19 protein-coding genes and 1 pseudogene are annotated in these 19571 nt (G+C 61.1%); 7 read left to right on the top strand and 13 right to left on the bottom strand.

Annotation, left to right across the window (positions count from 1 at the left end; genetic code table 11):
* Position 1 precedes the first annotated feature (1 nt).
* The gene (locus K1567_RS17135; protein ID WP_220698672.1) at positions 2 to 1897 is read right to left on the bottom strand and encodes an FTR1 family protein; all 1896 of its coding nucleotides are present in this window, start codon (positions 1895 to 1897) and stop codon (positions 2 to 4) included.
* A gap of 267 nt (positions 1898 to 2164) precedes the next feature.
* Here K1567_RS17135 and K1567_RS17130 point away from each other — a divergent pair, with 267 nt between their 5' ends.
* From K1567_RS17130 to K1567_RS17115, 4 genes are read left to right on the top strand one after another with little or no spacing between them, the layout of a single operon-like run.
* A complete protein-coding gene (locus tag K1567_RS17130) occupies positions 2165 to 3562 on the top strand; it encodes a COG3014 family protein (RefSeq protein ID WP_034115433.1) in 1398 nt (465 codons plus the stop codon).
* Between the two features lie 10 nt (positions 3563 to 3572).
* Positions 3573 to 3944, top strand: coding sequence for a YcfL family protein (locus tag K1567_RS17125; RefSeq protein ID WP_034101418.1), 372 nt, complete (start codon positions 3573 to 3575; stop codon positions 3942 to 3944).
* Positions 3945 to 3973: 29 nt separating this feature from the next.
* Positions 3974 to 4561, top strand: a complete 588-nt coding sequence (lpoB, locus tag K1567_RS17120) for a penicillin-binding protein activator LpoB (protein WP_034101419.1) — start codon at positions 3974 to 3976, stop codon at positions 4559 to 4561.
* A gap of 3 nt (positions 4562 to 4564) precedes the next feature.
* On the top strand, positions 4565 to 5305 hold the full coding sequence (locus K1567_RS17115) for a hypothetical protein (protein ID WP_034101420.1): 741 nt from the start codon (positions 4565 to 4567) through the stop codon (positions 5303 to 5305).
* 136 nt (positions 5306 to 5441) lie between these two features.
* Here the strand turns inward: K1567_RS17115 and K1567_RS17110 are convergent, their stop codons facing one another.
* From K1567_RS17110 to K1567_RS17100, 3 genes are all read right to left on the bottom strand, one after another.
* The gene (locus tag K1567_RS17110; RefSeq protein ID WP_034101421.1) at positions 5442 to 6074 is read right to left on the bottom strand and encodes a LysE family transporter; all 633 of its coding nucleotides are present in this window, start codon (positions 6072 to 6074) and stop codon (positions 5442 to 5444) included.
* An 87-nt stretch (positions 6075 to 6161) separates the two neighbouring features.
* The gene (locus K1567_RS17105; protein ID WP_034101422.1) at positions 6162 to 6728 is read right to left on the bottom strand and encodes a mechanosensitive ion channel family protein; all 567 of its coding nucleotides are present in this window, start codon (positions 6726 to 6728) and stop codon (positions 6162 to 6164) included.
* Entirely contained in the window at positions 6728 to 8638 is a 1911-nt protein-coding gene (locus tag K1567_RS17100) for an ATP-binding cassette domain-containing protein (RefSeq protein WP_034101423.1), read from the bottom strand. Before K1567_RS17100 ends, K1567_RS17105 begins: the two co-directional genes overlap by 1 nt.
* Positions 8639 to 8688: 50 nt before the next feature.
* Between K1567_RS17100 and K1567_RS17095 the strand changes: the two genes are divergently transcribed.
* Complete coding sequence (locus K1567_RS17095) at positions 8689 to 9156, top strand: TIGR02444 family protein (protein ID WP_034101424.1); 468 nt, start codon at positions 8689 to 8691, stop codon at positions 9154 to 9156.
* On the opposite strand, the gene K1567_RS17090 is transcribed toward K1567_RS17095, so the two are convergent.
* Complete coding sequence (locus K1567_RS17090) at positions 9153 to 10331, bottom strand: AlgP family protein (protein ID WP_220698671.1); 1179 nt, start codon at positions 10329 to 10331, stop codon at positions 9153 to 9155. The two genes, K1567_RS17095 and K1567_RS17090, sit on opposite strands and share 4 nt — an antisense overlap.
* Before the next feature lie 192 nt (positions 10332 to 10523).
* On the opposite strand from K1567_RS17090, the gene K1567_RS17085 reads away from it, so the two are divergent.
* Positions 10524 to 11201 (top strand): FKBP-type peptidyl-prolyl cis-trans isomerase, encoded by a 678-nt coding sequence (locus tag K1567_RS17085; RefSeq protein WP_034101428.1) that lies wholly within the window; start codon positions 10524 to 10526, stop codon positions 11199 to 11201.
* Positions 11202 to 11255: 54 nt separating this feature from the next.
* Here the strand turns inward: K1567_RS17085 and rsd are convergent, their stop codons facing one another.
* The 8 genes and pseudogenes from rsd to K1567_RS28035 all read right to left on the bottom strand — a co-directional run.
* Entirely contained in the window at positions 11256 to 11714 is a 459-nt protein-coding gene (gene rsd, locus K1567_RS17080) for a sigma D regulator (protein WP_220698670.1), read from the bottom strand.
* Positions 11715 to 11924: 210 nt separating this feature from the next.
* Positions 11925 to 12446, bottom strand: a complete 522-nt coding sequence (locus K1567_RS17075) for a disulfide bond formation protein B (RefSeq protein ID WP_047881760.1) — start codon at positions 12444 to 12446, stop codon at positions 11925 to 11927.
* A gap of 235 nt (positions 12447 to 12681) precedes the next feature.
* Positions 12682 to 13923 (bottom strand): heme biosynthesis protein HemY, encoded by a 1242-nt coding sequence (locus K1567_RS17070; protein WP_034101431.1) that lies wholly within the window; start codon positions 13921 to 13923, stop codon positions 12682 to 12684.
* A 5-nt stretch (positions 13924 to 13928) separates the two neighbouring features.
* The gene (locus K1567_RS17065) at positions 13929 to 15041 is read right to left on the bottom strand and encodes a uroporphyrinogen-III C-methyltransferase (RefSeq protein WP_034101432.1); all 1113 of its coding nucleotides are present in this window, start codon (positions 15039 to 15041) and stop codon (positions 13929 to 13931) included.
* Positions 15042 to 15083: 42 nt separating this feature from the next.
* On the bottom strand, positions 15084 to 15833 hold the full coding sequence (locus tag K1567_RS17060; RefSeq protein WP_034139772.1) for a uroporphyrinogen-III synthase: 750 nt from the start codon (positions 15831 to 15833) through the stop codon (positions 15084 to 15086).
* On the bottom strand, positions 15830 to 16771 hold the full coding sequence (hemC, locus tag K1567_RS17055; protein ID WP_034101434.1) for a hydroxymethylbilane synthase: 942 nt from the start codon (positions 16769 to 16771) through the stop codon (positions 15830 to 15832). Before hemC ends, K1567_RS17060 begins: the two co-directional genes overlap by 4 nt.
* Positions 16772 to 16908: 137 nt before the next feature.
* Positions 16909 to 17655, bottom strand: coding sequence for a LytTR family DNA-binding domain-containing protein (locus tag K1567_RS17050; RefSeq protein ID WP_034101435.1), 747 nt, complete (start codon positions 17653 to 17655; stop codon positions 16909 to 16911).
* Positions 17652 to 17768, bottom strand: a pseudogene (locus tag K1567_RS28035) (sensor histidine kinase); the annotation flags it as partial. The gene K1567_RS17050 and the pseudogene K1567_RS28035, both read right to left, overlap by 4 nt.
* Before the next feature lie 393 nt (positions 17769 to 18161).
* On the opposite strand from K1567_RS28035, the gene argH reads away from it, so the two are divergent.
* Positions 18162 to 19556 carry an argininosuccinate lyase gene (argH, locus tag K1567_RS17045; protein ID WP_034101436.1) on the top strand — a complete coding sequence of 465 codons (1395 nt, stop codon included), beginning with the start codon at positions 18162 to 18164 and terminating at the stop codon, positions 19554 to 19556.
* Positions 19557 to 19571 lie beyond the last annotated feature (15 nt).

Raw genomic sequence — 19571 nt, 5'->3', positions numbered from 1 at the left:
GTTATACCGCCACTCGGCGCTTCTCGGTCAAACGACTGCGGCCGTATAGCACCACAATCGCCAGGATCGCCACCACCTGCGCGCTCAGCGAGTAAGCGTCGGCGTGGATGCCCAGCCAGTCGAAGTCAAAGAACGCCACCGGCCGTGTACCGAAGACACCCGCCTCCTGCAATGCCTTGACACCATGCCCAGCGAACACCACCGACAGCGCGCACAGCAGCGCCGCGTTAATACCGAAGAACAGCGCCAGCGGCAGCTTCGCCGAGCCGCGCAGGATCACCCAGGCCAAACCCACCAGCAGCACCAGCGCGGTGGCGCCCCCCGCCAGCACTGCGTTATGCCCAGCCGGGCCGGCTTGCAGCCACAGGGTTTCGTAGAACAGGATCACTTCGAACAGCTCGCGGTATACCGAGAAAAACGCCAGCACCGCAAAACCGAAGCGTCCACCGCCGCCCACCAGGCTGCTCTTGATGTAGTCCTGCCAGGCCGCCGCGTGGCGCCGGTCGTGCATCCACACTCCCAGCCACAGCACCATCACGCTGGCGAACAACGCCGTGCACCCTTCCAGCAATTCACGCTGGGCACCGCTGACATCAATCACATACGCCGCCAACGCCCAGGTAGCCAGGCCGGCCAACAGCGCCAAACCCCAGCCGGCGTTGACGCTACGCACCGCCGATTGCTGGCCGGTGTTACGCAGGAACGCCAGGATCGCCGCCAGCACCAGGATCGCTTCCAGGCCCTCACGCAGCAGGATCAGCAAACCGGAGATGTAACTCAACGACCAGCTCAGTCCATCGCCACCGAGCAAACCGGCCGACGCGGTGAGCTTGGCCTTGGCCACGTCCAGGCGCTGCTGCACTTGATCGATCAGCAACCCGTCCTGCAACGACTGCCGATAGGCCATCAGGGCCTTTTCGGTGTCTTTGCGCACGTTGGCGTCGACGTTGTCCAGGGAGCTTTCCACCAGCTCGAAGCCTTCCAGGTACGCCGCTACCGACAGGTCATAGGCTTGTTCGTGATCGCCATTGCGGTACGCAGCCAGGCTCTTGTCCAAGGTGCTCGCGGTGTAGTCGAGCAACTGTGCCGGGCCGCGCTTGACCTGCGGCGGCTGCGCGCGCTGGGCGCGGAAGGCCGCGGCAGCTGCGGCGCCGTCAGCGGCCAGCACTTCATTGGGGGTACGACGGGCCAGGTCGGCGAGGTTGAACGGCTGCTCGCTCTTGGCGGCCGCCGGGTCGGCGGTAAATTCGGCGATGTAGGTGGCCAGGTCCCAACGCTGGCGGTCATCCAATTGATCGGCGAACGCCGGCATGTCGGTGCCTTCGACGCCCAGGCCCAAAGTGTTGTAGATCGCGTAGAGACTCAGGCGATCCAGCCGCGCGGCGTCCCGCAGATTAGCCGGCGGCGGCGTAAGACCCACACCCGCCGGGCCATCGCCAGCGCCGGCTGTGCCGTGACATACCGAGCAATGCTGGGCGTAGAGGGGTGCGCCGCGCGTTGGGTCGGGCGTGATGGCCGGGGCCTGGCTCACTTCATAAGCCACCGCCAACTTGGCGCCCAACTGCCGAGCCTGGCGGGCAACGGTGGCACCGTCCTGACGAGCGGTCACCGCCACGCGCAGTTCTTCGACGCCCGTTACCAGTTCGGCGCGTTCCGGCTTGGCCGGCAAGTCCGCCACCAAACCCTGCAACACCCCAAGGAACTCAACTTGTTCACGGTATTCCGAAGGGTCCACCACCTTGCCTGCGTCGACCGTCGGCGGGTAATCAGCACCGATGTAGTCCAGCAAATGCAGGGCTTGGGGCGCGCCCTCGGCCGTTGCGGCCAACAGGTTGAAGCTGCACGACATCAACGCCGGCAACACCAGCCAGGCGAGAAAACGGTGGGGGGCAGTCATGAATGAATCTCAAAGGGAAATACGAAGTAACACATTGTTTAACGTTAAAGGCTTTGACTCAAGCCGTTCGTGATTTAGCACACCTGAGCGCAACCGTTTAATCCGTCAGTAGTGGCATTTTTGTCGATCGCATCACAGCAAAAAGCCATTGTTTTGCCAGTTATGGCGCCTATAATGCCGCGCCCTGTTAGTGCGAAAGGGAATGTCATTCCGGATTTTTATGCGAAATGACCACATTGGCTGACAACTTTCAGGGAAGAAATCTGCATGGCATTTCGCGCTTTAACCCCGCTCACGCTCGCGGCGGTAACCTTGCTGTCCGGTTGTTCGATGTTCCGCAGCTACGACACCGAGCTGCAAGCCACTAACCAGCAACTGGCCACCGGCAACGTCGATGCCGCCCTGACCCTGCTGGAAAAGAACAACACCGGCGAAGACAAAGACCTGCTCTATTTCTTCGAAAAAGGTGAATTGCTGCGCGCCAAAGGCGACCTCACCGGCAGCCAGACCGCCTGGCGCAGCGCGGACCTGCAAGTCTTCAAGTGGGAAGAATCGGTCAAGTTCGATAGCGCGAAGTACCTCGCCCAGTTCGGCAGCTTCGTGGCCAACGACAAGGTTCGGCGCTACGAAGGCTACGACTACGAAAAAGTCATGCTGACCACCCAGATGGCCCTGAACCTGCTGGCCGTGAACGACTTCGACGGCGCCCGCACCGAGATCAAGAAAACCCACGAACGCGAAGCGGTGATCGCCGAGCTGCGCGATAAGGAATACCTCAAGCGCGAGGGCGAAGCCGAGCGAGAAGGCGTGACCACCCAGTTGAAAGACCTCAACGGTTACCCGGTGGAAGCCCTGAACGCCCCAGAGGTGGTCGGCCTGAAAAACAGTTACCAGAGCGCGTTCAGCCATTATCTTGCCGGCTTCGTCTATGAAGCCCTGGGCGAAAAAGACCTGGCCGCCCCTGGCTATCGCAAGGCAGCCGAATTGCGCCCTAACACTCCGCTGCTGGAACAGGCCTTGCGGGACCTGGACAAGTCCAAGGTCGGCGCCAATGAAACCGACGTGCTGATTGTGGTGCAGAGCGGCCTTGCGCCGGCCCGCGACTCGATCCGCCTGCCGTTGCCGATCCCCATCAACGGCAACCTGGTGATTACCCCGCTGTCGTTCCCGGTAATCAAAGCCGACACCTCCACCGCCACCTTCGCCCAGATCGGGGTGGACGGCCAGCAACAGAACCTCACCGCGCTCAACAGCACCACTGCCATGTCCCGCCGCGCCCTGCGTGACGACATGCCGGGGATCATCCTGCGCACTACCGTACGCGCAGTCAGCCGTGGTGTGGCGCAGAACAACCTGAACAAGACCAACCCCATGGCCGGCCTGGTGCTGGGCATCGCCTCGGCCGTGACCGAAGGCGCCGACACCCGCACTTGGCGCACCTTGCCGGACATGACCCAAGTGACGCGCCTGCGCCTCAAGCACGGCGAGCACCAGGTCAGCCTGCCCAACGCATTGGGCGGCACGCTGGTGACGGTCAAGGCCGATCAGCGCTACCAGGTGATCACCCTGCGCGTGGTGGGCAATCAGGTGTTCGCCGGCGGCCTCGCGGCCCATGTGGTGCCGAGCAGCACGCCCCAGGCGATCGCCACCCTCAAACAACCTTAAGGAGCACGCTATGCGTCATTTCATCCTCGGCGCTTTGGCGCTGGTCCTGCTCGCCGGCTGCGCCACCCCGCCGCCACCGGCACCCGGCAGCGCCGCCAGCAAAATCGTAGTGATGGGCAAATTCAAGGGCATCGCCGTCGGCGCTATCCGCGTCGCGCGGGAGAACGGCTTCCTGACCGCCAAAGTGCAACTGAGCAACATCACCAGCAGCAACCAGACGATGTATTACCGCTTCGCCTGGCTGGGCGCCGACGGCTTCCCGGTAGGCGACGAAGAGACTTGGAAAGTGCTCAACCTGTATGCCAACCAGGCCACTTTCCTGCCGGCCATCGCCAACCTGCCCCAGGCGGCGGATTTCCGTCTTGAAGTGAAAACCCCTTGAGCCGCTCATCCTTTCTGAGAGATTTCCCCATGTTTGCACGCTTCTCGATGCTCGCCGTGGTCGCCGTTCTGGCCAGCGGTTGCGCCAATACCTCGCCAGTACTCGGCAGCAAGAACATCAACTACGGCGATACCAAGGCCGTGGAAACAGTCACCAACGAGTTCGGCTCCACCGACTTGCAGATGATCGCCGAAAGCATGACCCGCTCCCTGGCCCAGTCCGGCGTGCTGCGAGGCCGCCCGGTGGTGCAGGTGTATGACGTGAAGAACAAGACCAGCGAGTACATCGATACCCGCGAGATCACCACGTCGATCAAGACTCAGTTGATGAAGACTGGCACCGCGCGCTTCGCCAGCGACAACACCGACATGCAGAGCCAGGTCGACCAGCTCAAGCTGCAAAACCAGAGCGGCCTGTACAAGAAGTCCACGGTCAGCAAGACCGGCAACATGATCGCCGCGCAGTACCGTCTGGAAGGCTCCATCAGCTCCATTGTCAAACGCAGCGCGGACTACAAGGACGTGTTTTACAAGTTCAGCCTGCAACTGATCGACGTCGAAAGCGGCGTGGCCGAATGGATGGACGAAAAAGAAATCCGCAAAACCACGGAGCGCTAAGCAATGCGTGTATGGATCGGCATGATCGGCCTGCTGTGCGCCTTTGGCGCCTCGGCCGCGCCTAAGATCGCGGTGACCGACCTGGCCTACGAGGCACGGGTCGAGGAATACATCCACCAGGTCTCGGCCAGCGACACCTTCCAGGCCAGCGCTTATCACGCCAGTGGCGCCTCCAATTACAGCGAGTACGAAAGCCGTACCAGCTATATCGAGCAGACCGAGCTGCGTAAATTCAGCGGTGATATCAAGGGCGAGATCCTCAAGTCACGGCAGTTCCAGCTGGTGCAGGGCACGCCCTACACCGCCGATGCTAAGGGTGACGTCTACGACGTGATCAAACGCATCAAGGCCGGCCACTTCAAGGGTGCCGATTATGTGCTGTTCGGCACGTTGTCGGACATCGACTTCACCCAGGACATCAACGCCCTGGACAACACCAACAGTTACTCCGCGGTGCTGGGCCTGACATTGGTGGCGGACTTCAGCCTGATCAACACCCGTACCTACGAGATCACCTCGGCGTTTACCGCCATGGGCGAAGGCCAGGACACCAAACTGGTCAACAGCCGTGACATCCGCGTGAGCTTGAACCGGCCACGGGTGGTGAAGGAAGTGTCGAAAGCGCTGGGTGAGGATGTGGCCAGGCAGTTGGCAGAGCAGTTGGGCGGTGGCTATCAGGAACCTGGCCAACCGGCACCGCGTAACAACCTGCCAAGGGATGAAGCGCCGAAGATTCTGCGCTGAGCGGTAATCCCCCAGGCAACACAAAACCAATGTGGGAGGGGGCTTGCCCCCGATGGCGGTGCCTCAGCTACAGCTAAGCTGACTGACACGCTGCTATCGGGAGCAAGCCCCCTCTCACACGTTTAGCGACCGAGCTTTACGCCGTTGCGCGATGCAAGCTGGCCAGGAAACCCGCTGCCCCCACGAACAATCCGGCAAACGTCCGGTTTACCCGCTTTTGCTGCGTGGGCGTGCGCAACAGTCGTAGGACTTTGGACGCCAACCCCGTATAGCCCGCCATCACGATCATATCGACGCTGATCATCGTCGCGCCGATGATCAAATACTGAGCCAGCAACGGCGCCTGCGGGTTCACGAATTGCGGCAACACCGCGAGCATGAACACCAAGGCCTTGGGGTTGCTGGCGTTGACCAGGAAGCCACGGAACATCATCGCCATCGGCTTGCCGATGGGGCGTACGGCCGCGTCATCGGTCATGTCCAGCGGCAAGGCACGCCATTGCTTGATGGCCAGGTACACGAGGTACGCCACACCAAACCATTTGATCGCATAGAACGCGGTGGACGACGCAGCCAGGATGGCACCCAGGCCACCCGCCACCACGGCAATCTGCATCGCCAGGCCCAGTTGCAGGCCGATGGCGTTCCAGTAACCGCGTAAAAAACCGTATTGCAGGCCGCTGGACATCGACGCAATGGCGCCGGCGCCCGGGGAAAGGGAGATGATCCAACTGGCCAGGAAAAAGGCCAGCCATGTATCGAGAGCCATGACATACCTCGCGTGAGAATAAGCGGTGGAGCCTTAAGCTAACTCCGCCGACCAGAGGCTGGCTATCGGTTTTTATCACCGTGCAGGCTAGCGATCGCCCGGAAACACGTGGGTACCTGGCCAACGCCGTACCGAACGCTGGAAAAACAGACTGTTAGGCACCTGCACGATCGCGCTGTCGGTACCGGCGGCCTCCACTTCAACCAGTGTGGTGTAGAGCAAATTGATTGCCACCACCCGCCCCTTGACGCCCGGTTTGTCGACGGTATCCACCAACTCGACAATGTCGCCGAGACGAAATGGGCCGACGGTAAAGATCAGAACCGCGCAAAGCAGGTTGGACAATACCGACCACATGGCGAAGAACGCCACGGCGGCGACCGCCACGAAGCCCGACAGTGCCGTCCACAACACGGTGGCGGATACACCCAGGCGCTCCAGAACAAAAATCAGCGCACTCCCCATGATCAGCCAGCGCAGGCCGCCGCGTAGTGGCATCAGCAGCTGCGGTGGGAATGGGTAGCGCTCGCCCAGGCGCGTAAGGACTTTGCTCACAAAGCGCTGCGCCAGGTAACCGGCCAGCAGGATCAACAGGATCTGCACGCCAATCCACACGGGCTCGATCCACTGTGCCGGCAACTGCAACGCTTCCATCAGGACAGCGCCTCCAGCTCCGCTTGCAGGGTTTCGAGCAATTCGAGGGCTTCCATCCAGGCCTCCTCCAATTGCCCTTCGCGCACCTTGAGCTTGGCCTGTTCGGCGAGCAGGTCACGCAGTTCGTCCTTGCGCGCGGCTTCGTACACGGCGCTGTCGCCGAGGCTGGCTTCGATCTTGGCCAAGCGCTCATGCACCTTGCCCAGCTCAGCTTCCAGCTTGTCGGCTTCGCGCTTGTGCGGCGCCAACTGCTGACGCAACGCGGCGGCGGCCTGGCGCTGGGCCTTCTTATCGGTTTTGTCCGGATTCACCGGGGTGTTGCTCACCGGCGCATTGCGCAGGCGGTAATCGGTCAGCCAACGGGCGTAGTCGTCGAGGTCGCCGTCGAACTCTTCGACTTTGCCATCGGCCACCAGCAGGAAGTTATCCGTGGTGCTCTTGAGCAAGTGCCGATCGTGGGACACCACCAATACCGCACCACTGAATTCTTGCAACGCCATGGTCAGCGCCAGGCGCATTTCCAGATCCAGGTGGTTGGTCGGTTCGTCGAGCAGCAACAGGTTCGGACGATCCCAGGCGATCAGGGCCAAGGCCAGACGGGCTTTCTCGCCGCCGGAAAAATTCAGCACCGGCTCATCGATGCGCGCGCCACGGAAGTCGAAGCCACCGAGGAAGTCACGCAGGGTCTGCTCGCGCTCGGTCGGCGCCAGGCGTTGCAGGTGCAGCAATGGGCTGGCCTTGGCGTCTAGGGAGTCCAACTGATGCTGGGCGAAGTAACCCACCACGGTGTTCTCGCCACGGGTCAAGCGACCGGCCAGAGGTTCCAGCTCACCCGAGAGGTTCTTGATCAGGGTCGATTTACCCGCGCCGTTAGGCCCCAGCAAACCGATACGCGCCCCAGGCGTGAGTTGCAGCTTGACCTTCTCCAGGATGGTTTTGTCGCCATAACCCAGGCGCGCATCCGAAAGATCCAGCAGTGGGCTCGAAATCTTCACCGACTCGCGGAACACGAAGTCGAACGGCGAATCGACGTGAGCTGCCGACAATTCTTCCATGCGCTCCAGCGCCTTGATCCGGCTCTGGGCCTGGCGGGCCTTGGTGGCCTGAGCCTTGAACCGGGCAATGTAACTTTCCATATGCGCACGTTGCGCCTGCTGCTTCTCGTAAGCCTGTTGTTGCTGGGCCAGGCGTTCGGCACGCGCACGCTCGAACGCGGTGTAGCCGCCGCGGTAGAGGGTGATTTTTTTCTGCTCGACATGGGCGATGTTATCGACCACGGCGTCGAGGAAATCCCGGTCGTGAGAGATCAGCAGCAAAGTGCCCTGATAGCTCTTGAGGAAGTCTTCCAGCCACAGGATCGCATCGAGGTCCAAGTGGTTGGTCGGTTCGTCGAGCAGCAACAGGTCCGAGGGGCACATCAGCGCCTGGGCCAGGTTCAGGCGCATCCGCCAGCCGCCGGAGAAGTCGGCGACCGGGCGATCCATCTGTTCGTTGGTAAACCCAAGGCCGGCGAGCATCTTGCGAGCGCGGGCGTCGGCGGTGTAGCCGTCGGCGCTGTCGAGCTCCGAGTGCAGGCGCGCCAGAGCTGCGCCATCCTGGGCCTTCTCGGCTTCGGCCAGGTCGTGTTGCACCTGGCGCAAGCGCAGGTCGCCATCGAGCACGTAGTCGATCGCGATGCGGTCCAGGGTGTCGATCTCCTGGCGCATATGAGCGATGCGCCAGTCGGCCGGCAGCAGGCAGTCGCCGGAGTCCGGGGTCAGTTCACCCAGCAACAGGGCGAACAGCGTGGATTTGCCGGCGCCGTTGGCACCGATCAGGCCGGCTTTGTGACCGGCGTGCAGGGTCAGCTCGGCGTCTTCGAGAAGACGTTGCGGGCCACGCTGTAATGTTAGGCTTTGAAGTCGGATCATAATGGCGGCGGAGTCTACCAGCTTCGTTGGCCGCTGGCTTGGGTGTGACTATGTGCGCTGACCTGTGGAGCTTTGCTCTCTCGATTTACGCCCGTCCGGGTATGGAAGCCGCCTGCCTGCGGTTGCAGGCGCAAGGGGCCGATGTGTGCCTGATGCTGTGCGGCGTCTGGCTGGAACAGCGCGGCGTTATTCTGACCGACGAGCGAGTGCAGGCACTCAAGCACATCGCCGGGCCTTGGCAGACGCAGGTGATCGAGCCGTTGCGCCAATTGCGCGTGCAATGGCGAGCGAGCGCGCAGCACGACCAGCCGCTGGCGGCCTTAAGGGAACGGATCAAGTCGATGGAGCTGGAAGCCGAACGGCACTTGTTGATGCGTCTTGAAGGGCTGGCCGAGACATGGCCATCGGGCAAGCGGGCAGATCAACAACGATGGTTGGAAAGACTGGCGGCCGAGGATGCCGCCAACCTTGACCACGACGCGCTGCAGCAGCTGCGCGTCGCGGCCACCGGCGCTTAGGAAGCGCTGGTTGGGGTAGTGCTTGGCGCTGCCGGTGCAGGGGTGCTGCTTGCCGGTGCGGTTGGAGCGGTGGCGGCTGCCGGGGTCGCTGCCGGAGTGGCCGGCGTAGGCTTCGCAGCGGCCGGCTTGGCGGCAGCAGGTTTGGCTACTGGCTTAGCGGCGGCGGGCTTAGCTGCTGGTTTGGCTGCTGGCTTAGCGGCAGCGGTTTTAGCCACTGGTTTGGCTGCTGGCTTAGCGGCAGCGGTTTTAGCCACTGGTTTGGCTGCTGGCTTAGCGGCGGCGGTTTTAGCTGCTGGTTTGGCTGCTGGCTTAGCGGCGGCGGCTTTAGCTGCTGGTTTGGCGGCTGGCTTGGCGGCAACGGTTTTAGCTGCTGGTTTGGCGGCTGGCTTAGCGGCGGCGGTTTTAGCTGCTGGCTTGGCGGCTGGCTTAGCGGCAGCGGTTTTAGCTGCTGGCTTGGCGGCTGGCTTAGCGGCAGCGGTTTTAGCTGCTGGCTTGACTGCTGGCTTAGCGGCAGCGGTTTTAGCTGCTGGTTTGGCGGCTGGCTTAGCGGCAGCGGTTTTAGCTGCTGGTTTGGCTGCTGGCTTAGCGGCAGCGGTTTTAGCTGCTGGTTTGGCTGCTGGTTTAGCGGCAGCAGTTTTAGCTGCTGGTTTGGCTGCTGGTTTAACGGCAGCGGTTTTAGCTGCTGACTTGGCTGCTGGCTTAACGGCAGCGGTTTTAGCCGCTGGTTTGGCCGAAGGCTTCTTCGCCGCGCTTGCTGCAACAGCTTTTACCGGTGTACGAGCACCCAGCACTTTAGCCACGGCTTCTTTTACACGCCCAACGCCCTGGGCCAGTTTCAGGCTTTCCTGAGCATCTTTTTTGAGTTGAGAAATGTAGGCGCGGGTTTCAGCTTGGCGATCCTTGAGAGCGTCCAGCAAGTCCTCAAGTTCTTTAACAGCGTCTTTGGCTTTGGCTTGTGCCTTGGCCTTGCCGGCGGTGGCGGCATCTTGCAATTTGGTGCGGGATTTGTGCAGCTTTTCTTGCGCCTTACCGCGCTGTTTTTCCAACTTGGCGAGCAGTTTTTCTGCATCGGCCAACGCTTGGGAACAGGCGCTTTCCAGATGTTCGAGCAAGCTGCCCGACAGTTGTTGGAGTAAGTGCAACGGGGTATTAACAGGCTTCTGTTTGGCCGACATGGTTTACCTCCTGGCTGACGTGGGTGCGGCTCATACTAGCCCTCTGCTCTTACCGCCGCTAGCGCATGTTGACAGTATCGATTGCCTCGCGTTGCACCGTACGAAAATTCTTATCGTGAGAACGAAAATGGGCGGCACTTTTTACGTTTCCACACTGGCATAATCCATCGCACTTTCGGCCGGAGAATGTCCATGTCGCGTTACCTTTTTCTTGTGCTTGGCCTGGCGATTTCGGTAGCCAATGCGAGCGCGCCGTCGCCGTCTAAAACCATCGAGCCGGATCGGCATGACCTCGCCTACAGCCTGGGCGCCAGCCTCGGTGAGCGCCTGCGCCAGGAGGTTCCAGACCTGCAGATCCAGGCCCTGATCGACGGCCTCAAACAAGCCTATCAAGGCAAGCCACTGGCCTTGGATAACGCGCGTATCGAGCAGATCCTCGCGCAGCACGAAGCGCAGAGCGAAGCGGACGCCCAAGCGCCCCTGAGTGAAAAAGCACTCGCTGCCGAACAACAATTCCTGACCCAGGAAAAAACCATGAAAGGCGTTCGTGAATTGGCGGATGGAATTCTGCTCACGGAACTCACGCCAGGTACCGGCCCCACGCCGAAAGCCAATGGTCAGGTTCAAGTGAAATATGTCGGTCGGCTGCCCGACGGAACGGTTTTCGACAAGAGCACACAGCCTCAGTGGTTTCGCCTGGACAGCGTGATCAGCGGCTGGAGCAGTGCTCTACAACAGATGCCCGTGGGTGCGAAGTGGCGCCTGGTGATTCCATCGGCGCAGGCTTATGGCGCCGACGGTGCCGGCGAATTGATCCCGCCGTACACGCCCTTGGTTTTCGAGATCGAATTGCTCGATACCCGTTCTTGAGCCAATAAAAAACGGTGCGACCTGCGCACCGTTTGTTTATCGCGTGTCCCGAAGTCAGACCTGAGCGACAGTGTTTTCTTTGTGAGCGTTGTGCAGCACTTCAATCAGGCAGTCTTCGAGCTCGAAACGCTCGTGGAGCAGCGCACCCAATTCTTTGAATTTCTCGGCGACACACTTGCCTTGATCGCACAGGTCGGTGAATGCCAGCAGCTTCTCGGTGATCACATCGATGCGTGGGTAAAGGGTCTTGGCAAAATCCAGACCGCGCTGGTCTTTGAAGGCTTCCGCCTCCTTGGTGAGCTGGGTGTAGATGCTCAAATGCCCTGCGGACACGTAATCCACCAACACCACGCAGAAATCCTGCAACGGTTCACGCTTCTCGGCCAACGCCTCGGGCTCGGCACCGAGCGCATCAAAAGCCCGAATCAATTCGTGACGTGCCTTCAACCAGCTGTCGATCAGCTTGTGCACCCCGCCCCAGCGTTCGCGAGCATTCTTGCAACGTTCCAACATGATGATCTCTCTTCCCTATTAGGGGCGCTGCCGCCTGATGCCCGCGCAACACTTCAAGGATAAAGCAGCAGCGGGACAGGGCTGCATCAGACAACTGGTTTGAATAACGCGTGCGGGCCAGATTATGCCCGCATGACTATGGCTTCAAGGTACGCAGGACAGAAAGTTCATACAAGTGTTTAATCCCGTCCTACAAACCTCAGCCTGCTTTTATGGCCTCGTCGGGTACAGGCGACGGCGAAGTAACGGTCGTGAAAACTGCGTGATGCCCAGAATCAGCATCCCCACGAAAAACAGCAGACTCCACTCCGGCAGGCTTAAATCGAACAACGTCCAGTTGATTTCCACGCAGTCGACAGTGCCTTCGACGGCCTGTTGCAGCGCCTGCCAAAGCGAAAGATTTTCGAGCATATGGTTGAGGCTGGGCCAGCAATCGGCGGTTTGGTCGGGTGCGGCATTTTGCAGCAGTATCTGGCGTACCGCCGTGATAGCGCCCAGCGTCGCGCACGCCACGCTGGCCAGCCCATATAGCGAGATGACGGGACGTTTGGGGTTATGGAGGGCAGCGATCAAATTGATCAGCGTGAAAGCAGCCAGAAAAACCCGCTGCAGTTGGCATAAGAAACACGGGCGTAACGAGACGCCGAACTCAAGGTAATAGGATGCGCCCAACGTCAGCGCACCGGCCAGGAACGCCAGAAAAAACAAGGAGCGAGAAGGGGCCAAAGACATGCTTTATCCGCATCGCGAAAAGTAGATCGCTACGGTAGAGGAAAGGCCTGAACGCTTTCAATATACGTTAGACCAGACGATTCCGTGAGAGCCTGCAGACATCCCACCAGAGGATGGAAGACTTCAGGCGACGGCGCGTAGGAGTTTGCTGCCAGACACTGACCCTCCCTGTTCGCGTGCATCAAAGGGGGTGAGGGTTTGACATATCTGAGTCAACCCTCCGCTCCTTCCTACATCAAACCCGGGCAGGGACTGGCAAAGGTGACGCCAATAAACGGCGATCCAACAACCCCAGGCCTTCCTGGAACAACTGGTTGCTGCGTTCGGTATCTCCCAACTGCGCCAACAGACGCGCCAGCTCGGCGCAAGCCTCAGGGTTGCGCTGCACCTGCAGGCTACTTTCCAGATAGTCGCGCGCCTTTCCCCACAAGCTGTTTTGCAGGCACAAGCGTCCCAAGGTCAGTAACAGGCTGGCATCACCGGGATGATCCTTGAGCCAACCTTCGGCGAACTTCAACTGCCGAGCCGAGTCGCTGCCGCGTAAAAGACCGTAGAGGCGAATGAGATGGCTGTCGTAACCGCGCTTGATCGCACCACGCAAGACCTCTTCGGCCTTGGCGTCGGCACCCAATTGGCGCAGTTGCTCGGCGTAAGCCAGCACTAACTGCGGCTCCTGACGCTGGGCAGAGGTAAGCTGCTGCCAAGCCCGCTCAAGGGACTGCTGGCCAGCTTCGTCCTGCTCCTCACGCTGAGCCGCAAGGCTGAGGTTTTCACCCCATGCGCGACGTTCCAGCTCGGCCAGTTCGCCGGCAGGCAGCACCTTGTCCTTACGCAGCTGCGGCAAAAGGTGAATCACCGACGACCAGTCACCGCGCTGTTGATGCAAACGCTGCAACTGACGTAGCACCTGCGCGTTATGCGGATGACGCTCGTGCATTGCCTGTAGGGTGACCAGCGCACCGTCCGTATCGCCACGGTCCAGTTGCAGTTGCGCATGACTCAAGGCGACCGCCAGCTCAGCCTGGGGCTGGCGCTCCAAAGCGCGCTCAAGCAAAGCATCGCACTCTTCGTAACGCCCCTGTTCATTGGCGGCTCGCGCCGCGCCCAGGTAGTACAACAACGGTTGGCGTTCGGCTTCGGCGGCACGCCGCAAATGGCGTTCGGCACTGGCCCAGCGCCCTTCGGCGAGGTCCATCTGGCCCTGTTCGATAGCGATCTGTGTACGGCGGCTGCGATTACGCCGCGACCAAGGGTTGACCACGCCGCCCGACGTGGTAACCAGGCTCAGCAAGACGCGGACCAGGTAGATCGCCAGAATGATGGCAAACACGGCGAACAGGGTCGCCCACAGGCTCGACTCGTAATGCAGCACATGTGGATAAGTAATCAGCACGTAGCCGGTGTGTTTCGAGATGCCCACAGCCAGTGCCAGGGCGATCGCGATCGCCAGCACCAGGATCACATAGAAACGCTTCATCGGCTCTACTCCTGGGACGCCGGCTTGGCAGCCGCCTTGGCTTCATCGGCAGACAGGTGGCGACGATCAAGATACGCCTGCACCGCGGCGAGGCTCGCGGCCAGGTCCGGTGTCACCACCGACACGGCTTTGGGCTCAAGCTCGGCAATGCGCGCCAGCATCGCTTTGCTCTGCGGGTTGTCCTGATTGAAGTTGTCCTGCAGCACGCTGCGCGCCTCACCCAGTGAGCGGCTATACACCGCCGACTCACCATTGAGCGCCGCCCATTGCGCCTGTTCGAGCGCCAGGCTCAGGGCCAGACGCACTTGGTTCAGCCCCTGACCGGCAAGCAACGGACGGATGTTGTCGTCTGGGTTGAAATCAATGCGGAAGTAGCGAGAAATCTGCTCCCACCACTGGCTCCAACGTCCCTCGGTATCAGTGGTGGGACGACCTTCAGCGGCGGGTTCAGTCAGTTGATACTCCGGCGCAATCGCCGCCAGCTGCACCACTTGATCGCGCAGGGCGGCCAATTGCAGGTACAGCCCGGTGCGGTCCGGCTGTTCGGTACTGCGCAGAGCGACCAGGCTCTTGGCCAATTGCTCACGGGCCGCATAGGCGCCCGGATCGCTTTGCTCGCGCAGAATCTCGTCAGCGCCCTGCACCAGCGCCTGGGCGCTATTGATGTCCTGCAAGGCCGACAGGCGCAGGCTCGCCAGGCGGATCAAATGCTCGGCCTCGGCCAGACGCCAGTCCTGACGGCTGGCACCCAGAACGGTTTCCAAGCGCTGGCTCAGGTGTTGCTGATCACCCTGCAATTGGGCCACCAGACGGCGACGCTCCTCCAGCTCATCCGCACCCGGCAGTTGAGCCAGTCGCGCGGCCAGTTGTTGCTGGGTTTGCTTGAGAGTTTGGGATTGCTCATCCAGGGTCTGCACCTGGCCCAGTTGCTGCTGGTGACTGGCTTGCAGGGCACGGACCTGCCAGATCCCCCAACCGCCGGCGGCCACTCCGGCAGCGCCGAGCAGCAAGGCGACGACCGCCAGGCCATTGCCACGGCGCGGCGCGGTGACCGGTGTCTCGACCGGCGCATCAAGTGCGGGTTGAGCTTCATCTTTAGGCAAGGCTGTTTCGCTCACGTATCCGTCCTTTGCGTATCAGAGAGTGGGGGCGGGATGTTTTTATAAGACATAGCCGCCTAACGCCACTAACAAAGCCGCGGCACTCGCGCCGCGACAATCCACCACTTTTTCTGCACCGGCAGCCCGCGCCATTTCCTGGACTCTTGGGCTGGGCACGAACAACGGCAGCTGTGCCACCTCCGGCCAATCGGCGCCGGCCAGGGCTTGCAGGTGCAAGAAACCCTGCCCACTGCTGACCACCACGCCGTTCAAGCGTTCCAACTGGATGCGCTGCATCAACACACCGGTGTCGTAGGTCGGAAGGAACCGCCGGTACAACTCCAGGTAGTCGACACTAGCACCTCTCTCGCGCAAACGCTCTGCCAGCAATTCGCGGCCGCCCTCACCACGCAGGATCAGCACCCGTGCATCGGGGCGCGCAATAGCCTCGCGTAATGCCGGCAGTTCAAGCAAGGCCTCGCTGTCATCGCCGGTGTGCGGATAGTGAACCGTGTAGCCTTGATCGGCCAGCACCTGCGCAGTAGCTGCCCCCACACTGAACCAGGGCACCTCGGACCAGTGGCGATCCAGCTGTTGCAAGGCCAGGCGCGCGGCGGGTTTGCTGACGACAATCACGGCACAGTAGCGGCCGAGGTCACGCAACAGCGCTTGCTGGTCAGGGGTGATCGGCAAGGGCTCGATATCCAGCAAGGGCAGGCTGCTGCTGTAGATCCCGACGTCGGACAACACCGTCGCCAGCGCCGCCGATTCCTCGGCGGGCCGCGTCAGCAGCAAACGCCAGCCGGTCACTGCGGGCCGGCCTCGCCGTAGACTTTTTGCAGGATGGCGCCGGCGCCTTTCTCCAGCAGCTCTTGCGCCACTTGGATGCCCAAAGCCGTCGCTTCGCATTGCGGGCCACGCACCTCGGCGGTCAGCAAGGTGCCGCCTTCCGGATCGCCCACCAGACCGCGCAGCCACAAGTTATCGCCTTCAAGCACGGCGTAGCAGGCAATCGGCACTTGGCAGCCGCCATTGAGGTGCTTGTTCAAGGCACGCTCGGCGGTGACGCGAACTTCGGTATCACGATGGTCGAGAGGCTTGAGCAGAGTATGGATTTCACTGTCGGCGCTGCGACATTCGATACCCACGGCGCCCTGCCCACCGGCGGGCAGGCTGTCTTCGACACTGATGGCCGAGGTAATGCGGTCTTCGAAGCCAAGGCGGATCAAACCGGCGGCGGCGAGGATGATCGCGTCATACTCACCGGCATCCAGCTTGGCCAAGCGCGTATTGACGTTGCCGCGCAGAAAGCGAATCTGCAGATCCGGACGGCGCGTCAACAGCTGGGCCTGACGGCGCAGGCTGGAGGTACCGACGATGCTGCCCAGGGGCAACTCGTCCAGTGAAGCGTAGGTATTGGAAACGAAAGCGTCGCGGGGGTCTTCGCGCTCGCAGATGCAAAACAGGCCCAGACCTTCAGGGAAGTCCATGGGCACGTCTTTCATCGAGTGCACGGCGATGTCGGCTTCGTTCTCCAGCAGCGCGGTTTCCAGTTCTTTGACGAACAGGCCCTTGCCGCCGATCTTCGACAACGGTGAGTCGAGCAGCTTGTCGCCGCGACTGACCATGGGCACCAGGGACACCTTGAGGCCGGGGTGGGCCAGCTCAAGGCGAGCTTTGACGTATTCGGCCTGCCATAGGGCCAAGGCGCTTTTACGGGTGGCGATGCGGATTTCGCGAGGGGACATGGATCAATCCGTACTGAATAGATACGGCAGATAATAACAGCTCAGGCAAATACGCCTTGATTTGAATCAGCAAGTGCGGGGCCTCCCTGGCCTCGTCGCACCGGGATAAGGAATGCAGCCCCGCTAAAGCCCTCGGGCTAAAGCTGCTGCATCATTTTGCGCACGCCGGCGACATGCCGACGACTGACAATCAAGGCATCGCCGTTGAGCCCTTTGAGGAACAACTGAAAGTGCCCCAGCGGCGTACGTTGCAGACGCTCGATACGCTCACGGGCCACCAACGCATTGCGGTGGATACGCACGAAGCGGTCGCCGAACTCATCTTCAAGGGCCTTGAGCGGTTCATCCAACAAGACTTCACCCGCTTCGTGACGCAGCGTGACGTACTTGTGATCGGCGATGAAGTAGACCACTTGATTCAGAGGGATCAACTCGATGCCTTTGCGGGTACGTGCACTGATATGGCTGCGGGGGCCGTTGCCACTTTGGGCGGCGGGCTGGGTCAACGCGGCGAGCTGGGCGCGGCTGGGGCGCTCGGCCTTTTTCAGGGCTTTGAGCAACGCTTCGGCCGTCGCCGGTTTGGTCACAAAGCTCACGCCACTGTCTTCCAGCGTCTGCGCGGGAAACTCGTCCTGAGCCGCACACAATACCAAGGCCGGTGGCGATTCGCGCTCACTCAGGCGGGCAGCAACCTGCAGACCATCCAGGCCCGGCATACGGATATCGAGCAACAGCACATCGGGCTTGAGGCTGTCGATCAGCGTCAACGCCTCCTCACCGGTGGTGGCGCTCGGTTCAAGAACGGTATAACCCTCGAGTTCACTGATTAAACGACTCAGTCGCTCGCGGGCTTGGGGTTCGTCATCAACGATCAGGACATTCATATTGCGCTGGATTCCTGCGTGAGTCTCGCACAAGGATAACGTAGACAGGTGCGGTGACTTGCGTCACAGCGATCCACGCTAAGACTCGTGCGAGCGGCAAAAAGTGCCCCGAAGGTGGCACCCATATTTACCCGGACCTGTTCATTAGCGCCCAAGACCCGCTGCCTTCGGGCATCGTCGTAGGGTTTGCTGATACACAATCCGAATACCCCCCTTGTTTAATGGTTAGTCTGGGCTCTGACCGCATTACCCGACTTTGGTGCATTCACACACTATCAGTCCAACTGTAGACGCTTGCCGAGACGACATTGCTCAATCGTCAAATATCGTTTCAATAAGTCTCTTTTTCCAGTCTCGTCCCGGACGCGATCGACGGCAAGGCACTTAGCCATCCTTTGCACAAATAAAAATGCCGACGACCCGCGCCACCGCCTCCGCGAGCAACCCTGTTATGATCGGCGCCACACTTCCACGCCTTTTTATTAAAGCAACTCACGAGCGAATCCATGAGCACCGACAAGACCAACCAGTCCTGGGGCGGCCGCTTCAGTGAACCCGTCGACGCCTTCGTCGCGCGCTTCACCGCCTCCGTCACCTTCGACCAGCGCCTGTACCGCCACGACATCATGGGCTCCATCGCCCACGCCACCATGCTGGCCAAGGTCGGCGTGCTGACAGAGCCCGAGCGCGACAGCATCATCGACGGCCTGACCACCATCCGCGGTGAGATCGAAGCCGGTACGTTCGACTGGCGCGTCGACCTGGAAGACGTGCACATGAATATCGAAGCCCGCCTCACCGATCGTATCGGTGTGACTGGCAAGAAATTGCACACCGGACGCAGCCGTAACGACCAAGTCGCTACCGATATTCGCCTATGGCTGCGTGACGAAATCGACCTGATCCTGTCCGAAATCACCCGCCTGCAAAAAGGCCTGCTTGAGCAAGCCGAGCGTGAATCGGACACCATCATGCCCGGCTTCACCCATCTGCAGACCGCACAGCCCGTGACCTTCGGCCACCACCTGTTGGCCTGGTTCGAAATGCTCAGCCGCGACTACGAGCGCCTGGTGGACTGCCGCAAGCGCGCCAATCGCATGCCTTTGGGCAGCGCCGCGCTAGCCGGTACGACCTACCCGATCGACCGCGAATACACCGCGCAACTGCTGGGTTTCGACGCCGTGGGCGGCAACTCCCTGGATGGCGTTTCGGACCGTGACTTCGCCATCGAATTCTGCGCCGCCGCCAGCATCGCGATGATGCACTTGTCGCGGTTCTCCGAAGAGCTGGTGCTGTGGACCAGTGCACAATTCCAGTTCATCGATTTGCCGGACCGTTTCTGCACCGGCAGCTCGATCATGCCGCAAAAGAAAAACCCCGACGTGCCAGAGCTGGTACGTGGCAAGAGCGGCCGTGTATTCGGCGCGCTGATGGGCCTGCTGACCTTGATGAAGGGCCAGCCATTGGCCTACAACAAGGACAATCAGGAAGACAAGGAACCGCTGTTCGACGCCGCCGACACCTTGCGCGATTCGTTGCGCGCGTTTGCCGACATGATCCCAGCGATCAAGCCCAAGCACGCCATCATGCGCGAAGCGGCTTTGCGCGGGTTCTCCACGGCGACTGACCTGGCGGACTACCTGGTGCGCCGTGGCCTGCCGTTCCGCGACTGCCACGAAATCGTTGGCCACGCCGTGAAATATGGCGTGGACACCGGCAAGGACCTGGCGGAAATGAGCCTGGAAGAACTGCGCCAGTTCAGCGATCAGATCGAGCAGGACGTGTTTGCCGTGCTGACCCTGGAAGGTTCGGTCAACGCCCGTAACCATGTGGGCGGCACCGCGCCGGCGCAGGTCAAGGCAGCGGTCGCGCGCGGCCAGGCCCTGCTCGCCAACCGCTGAGTACAGTAGTGGGAG

The organism is Pseudomonas sp. S5F11 (genome assembly GCF_019641515.1).
In the GTDB taxonomy this organism is placed as follows: Bacteria; Pseudomonadota; Gammaproteobacteria; order Pseudomonadales; family Pseudomonadaceae; genus Aquipseudomonas; species Aquipseudomonas rhodesiae.
Note: the sequence above shows the minus strand (reverse complement) of the source record. Positions and strands in the feature narration are given on the sequence as shown.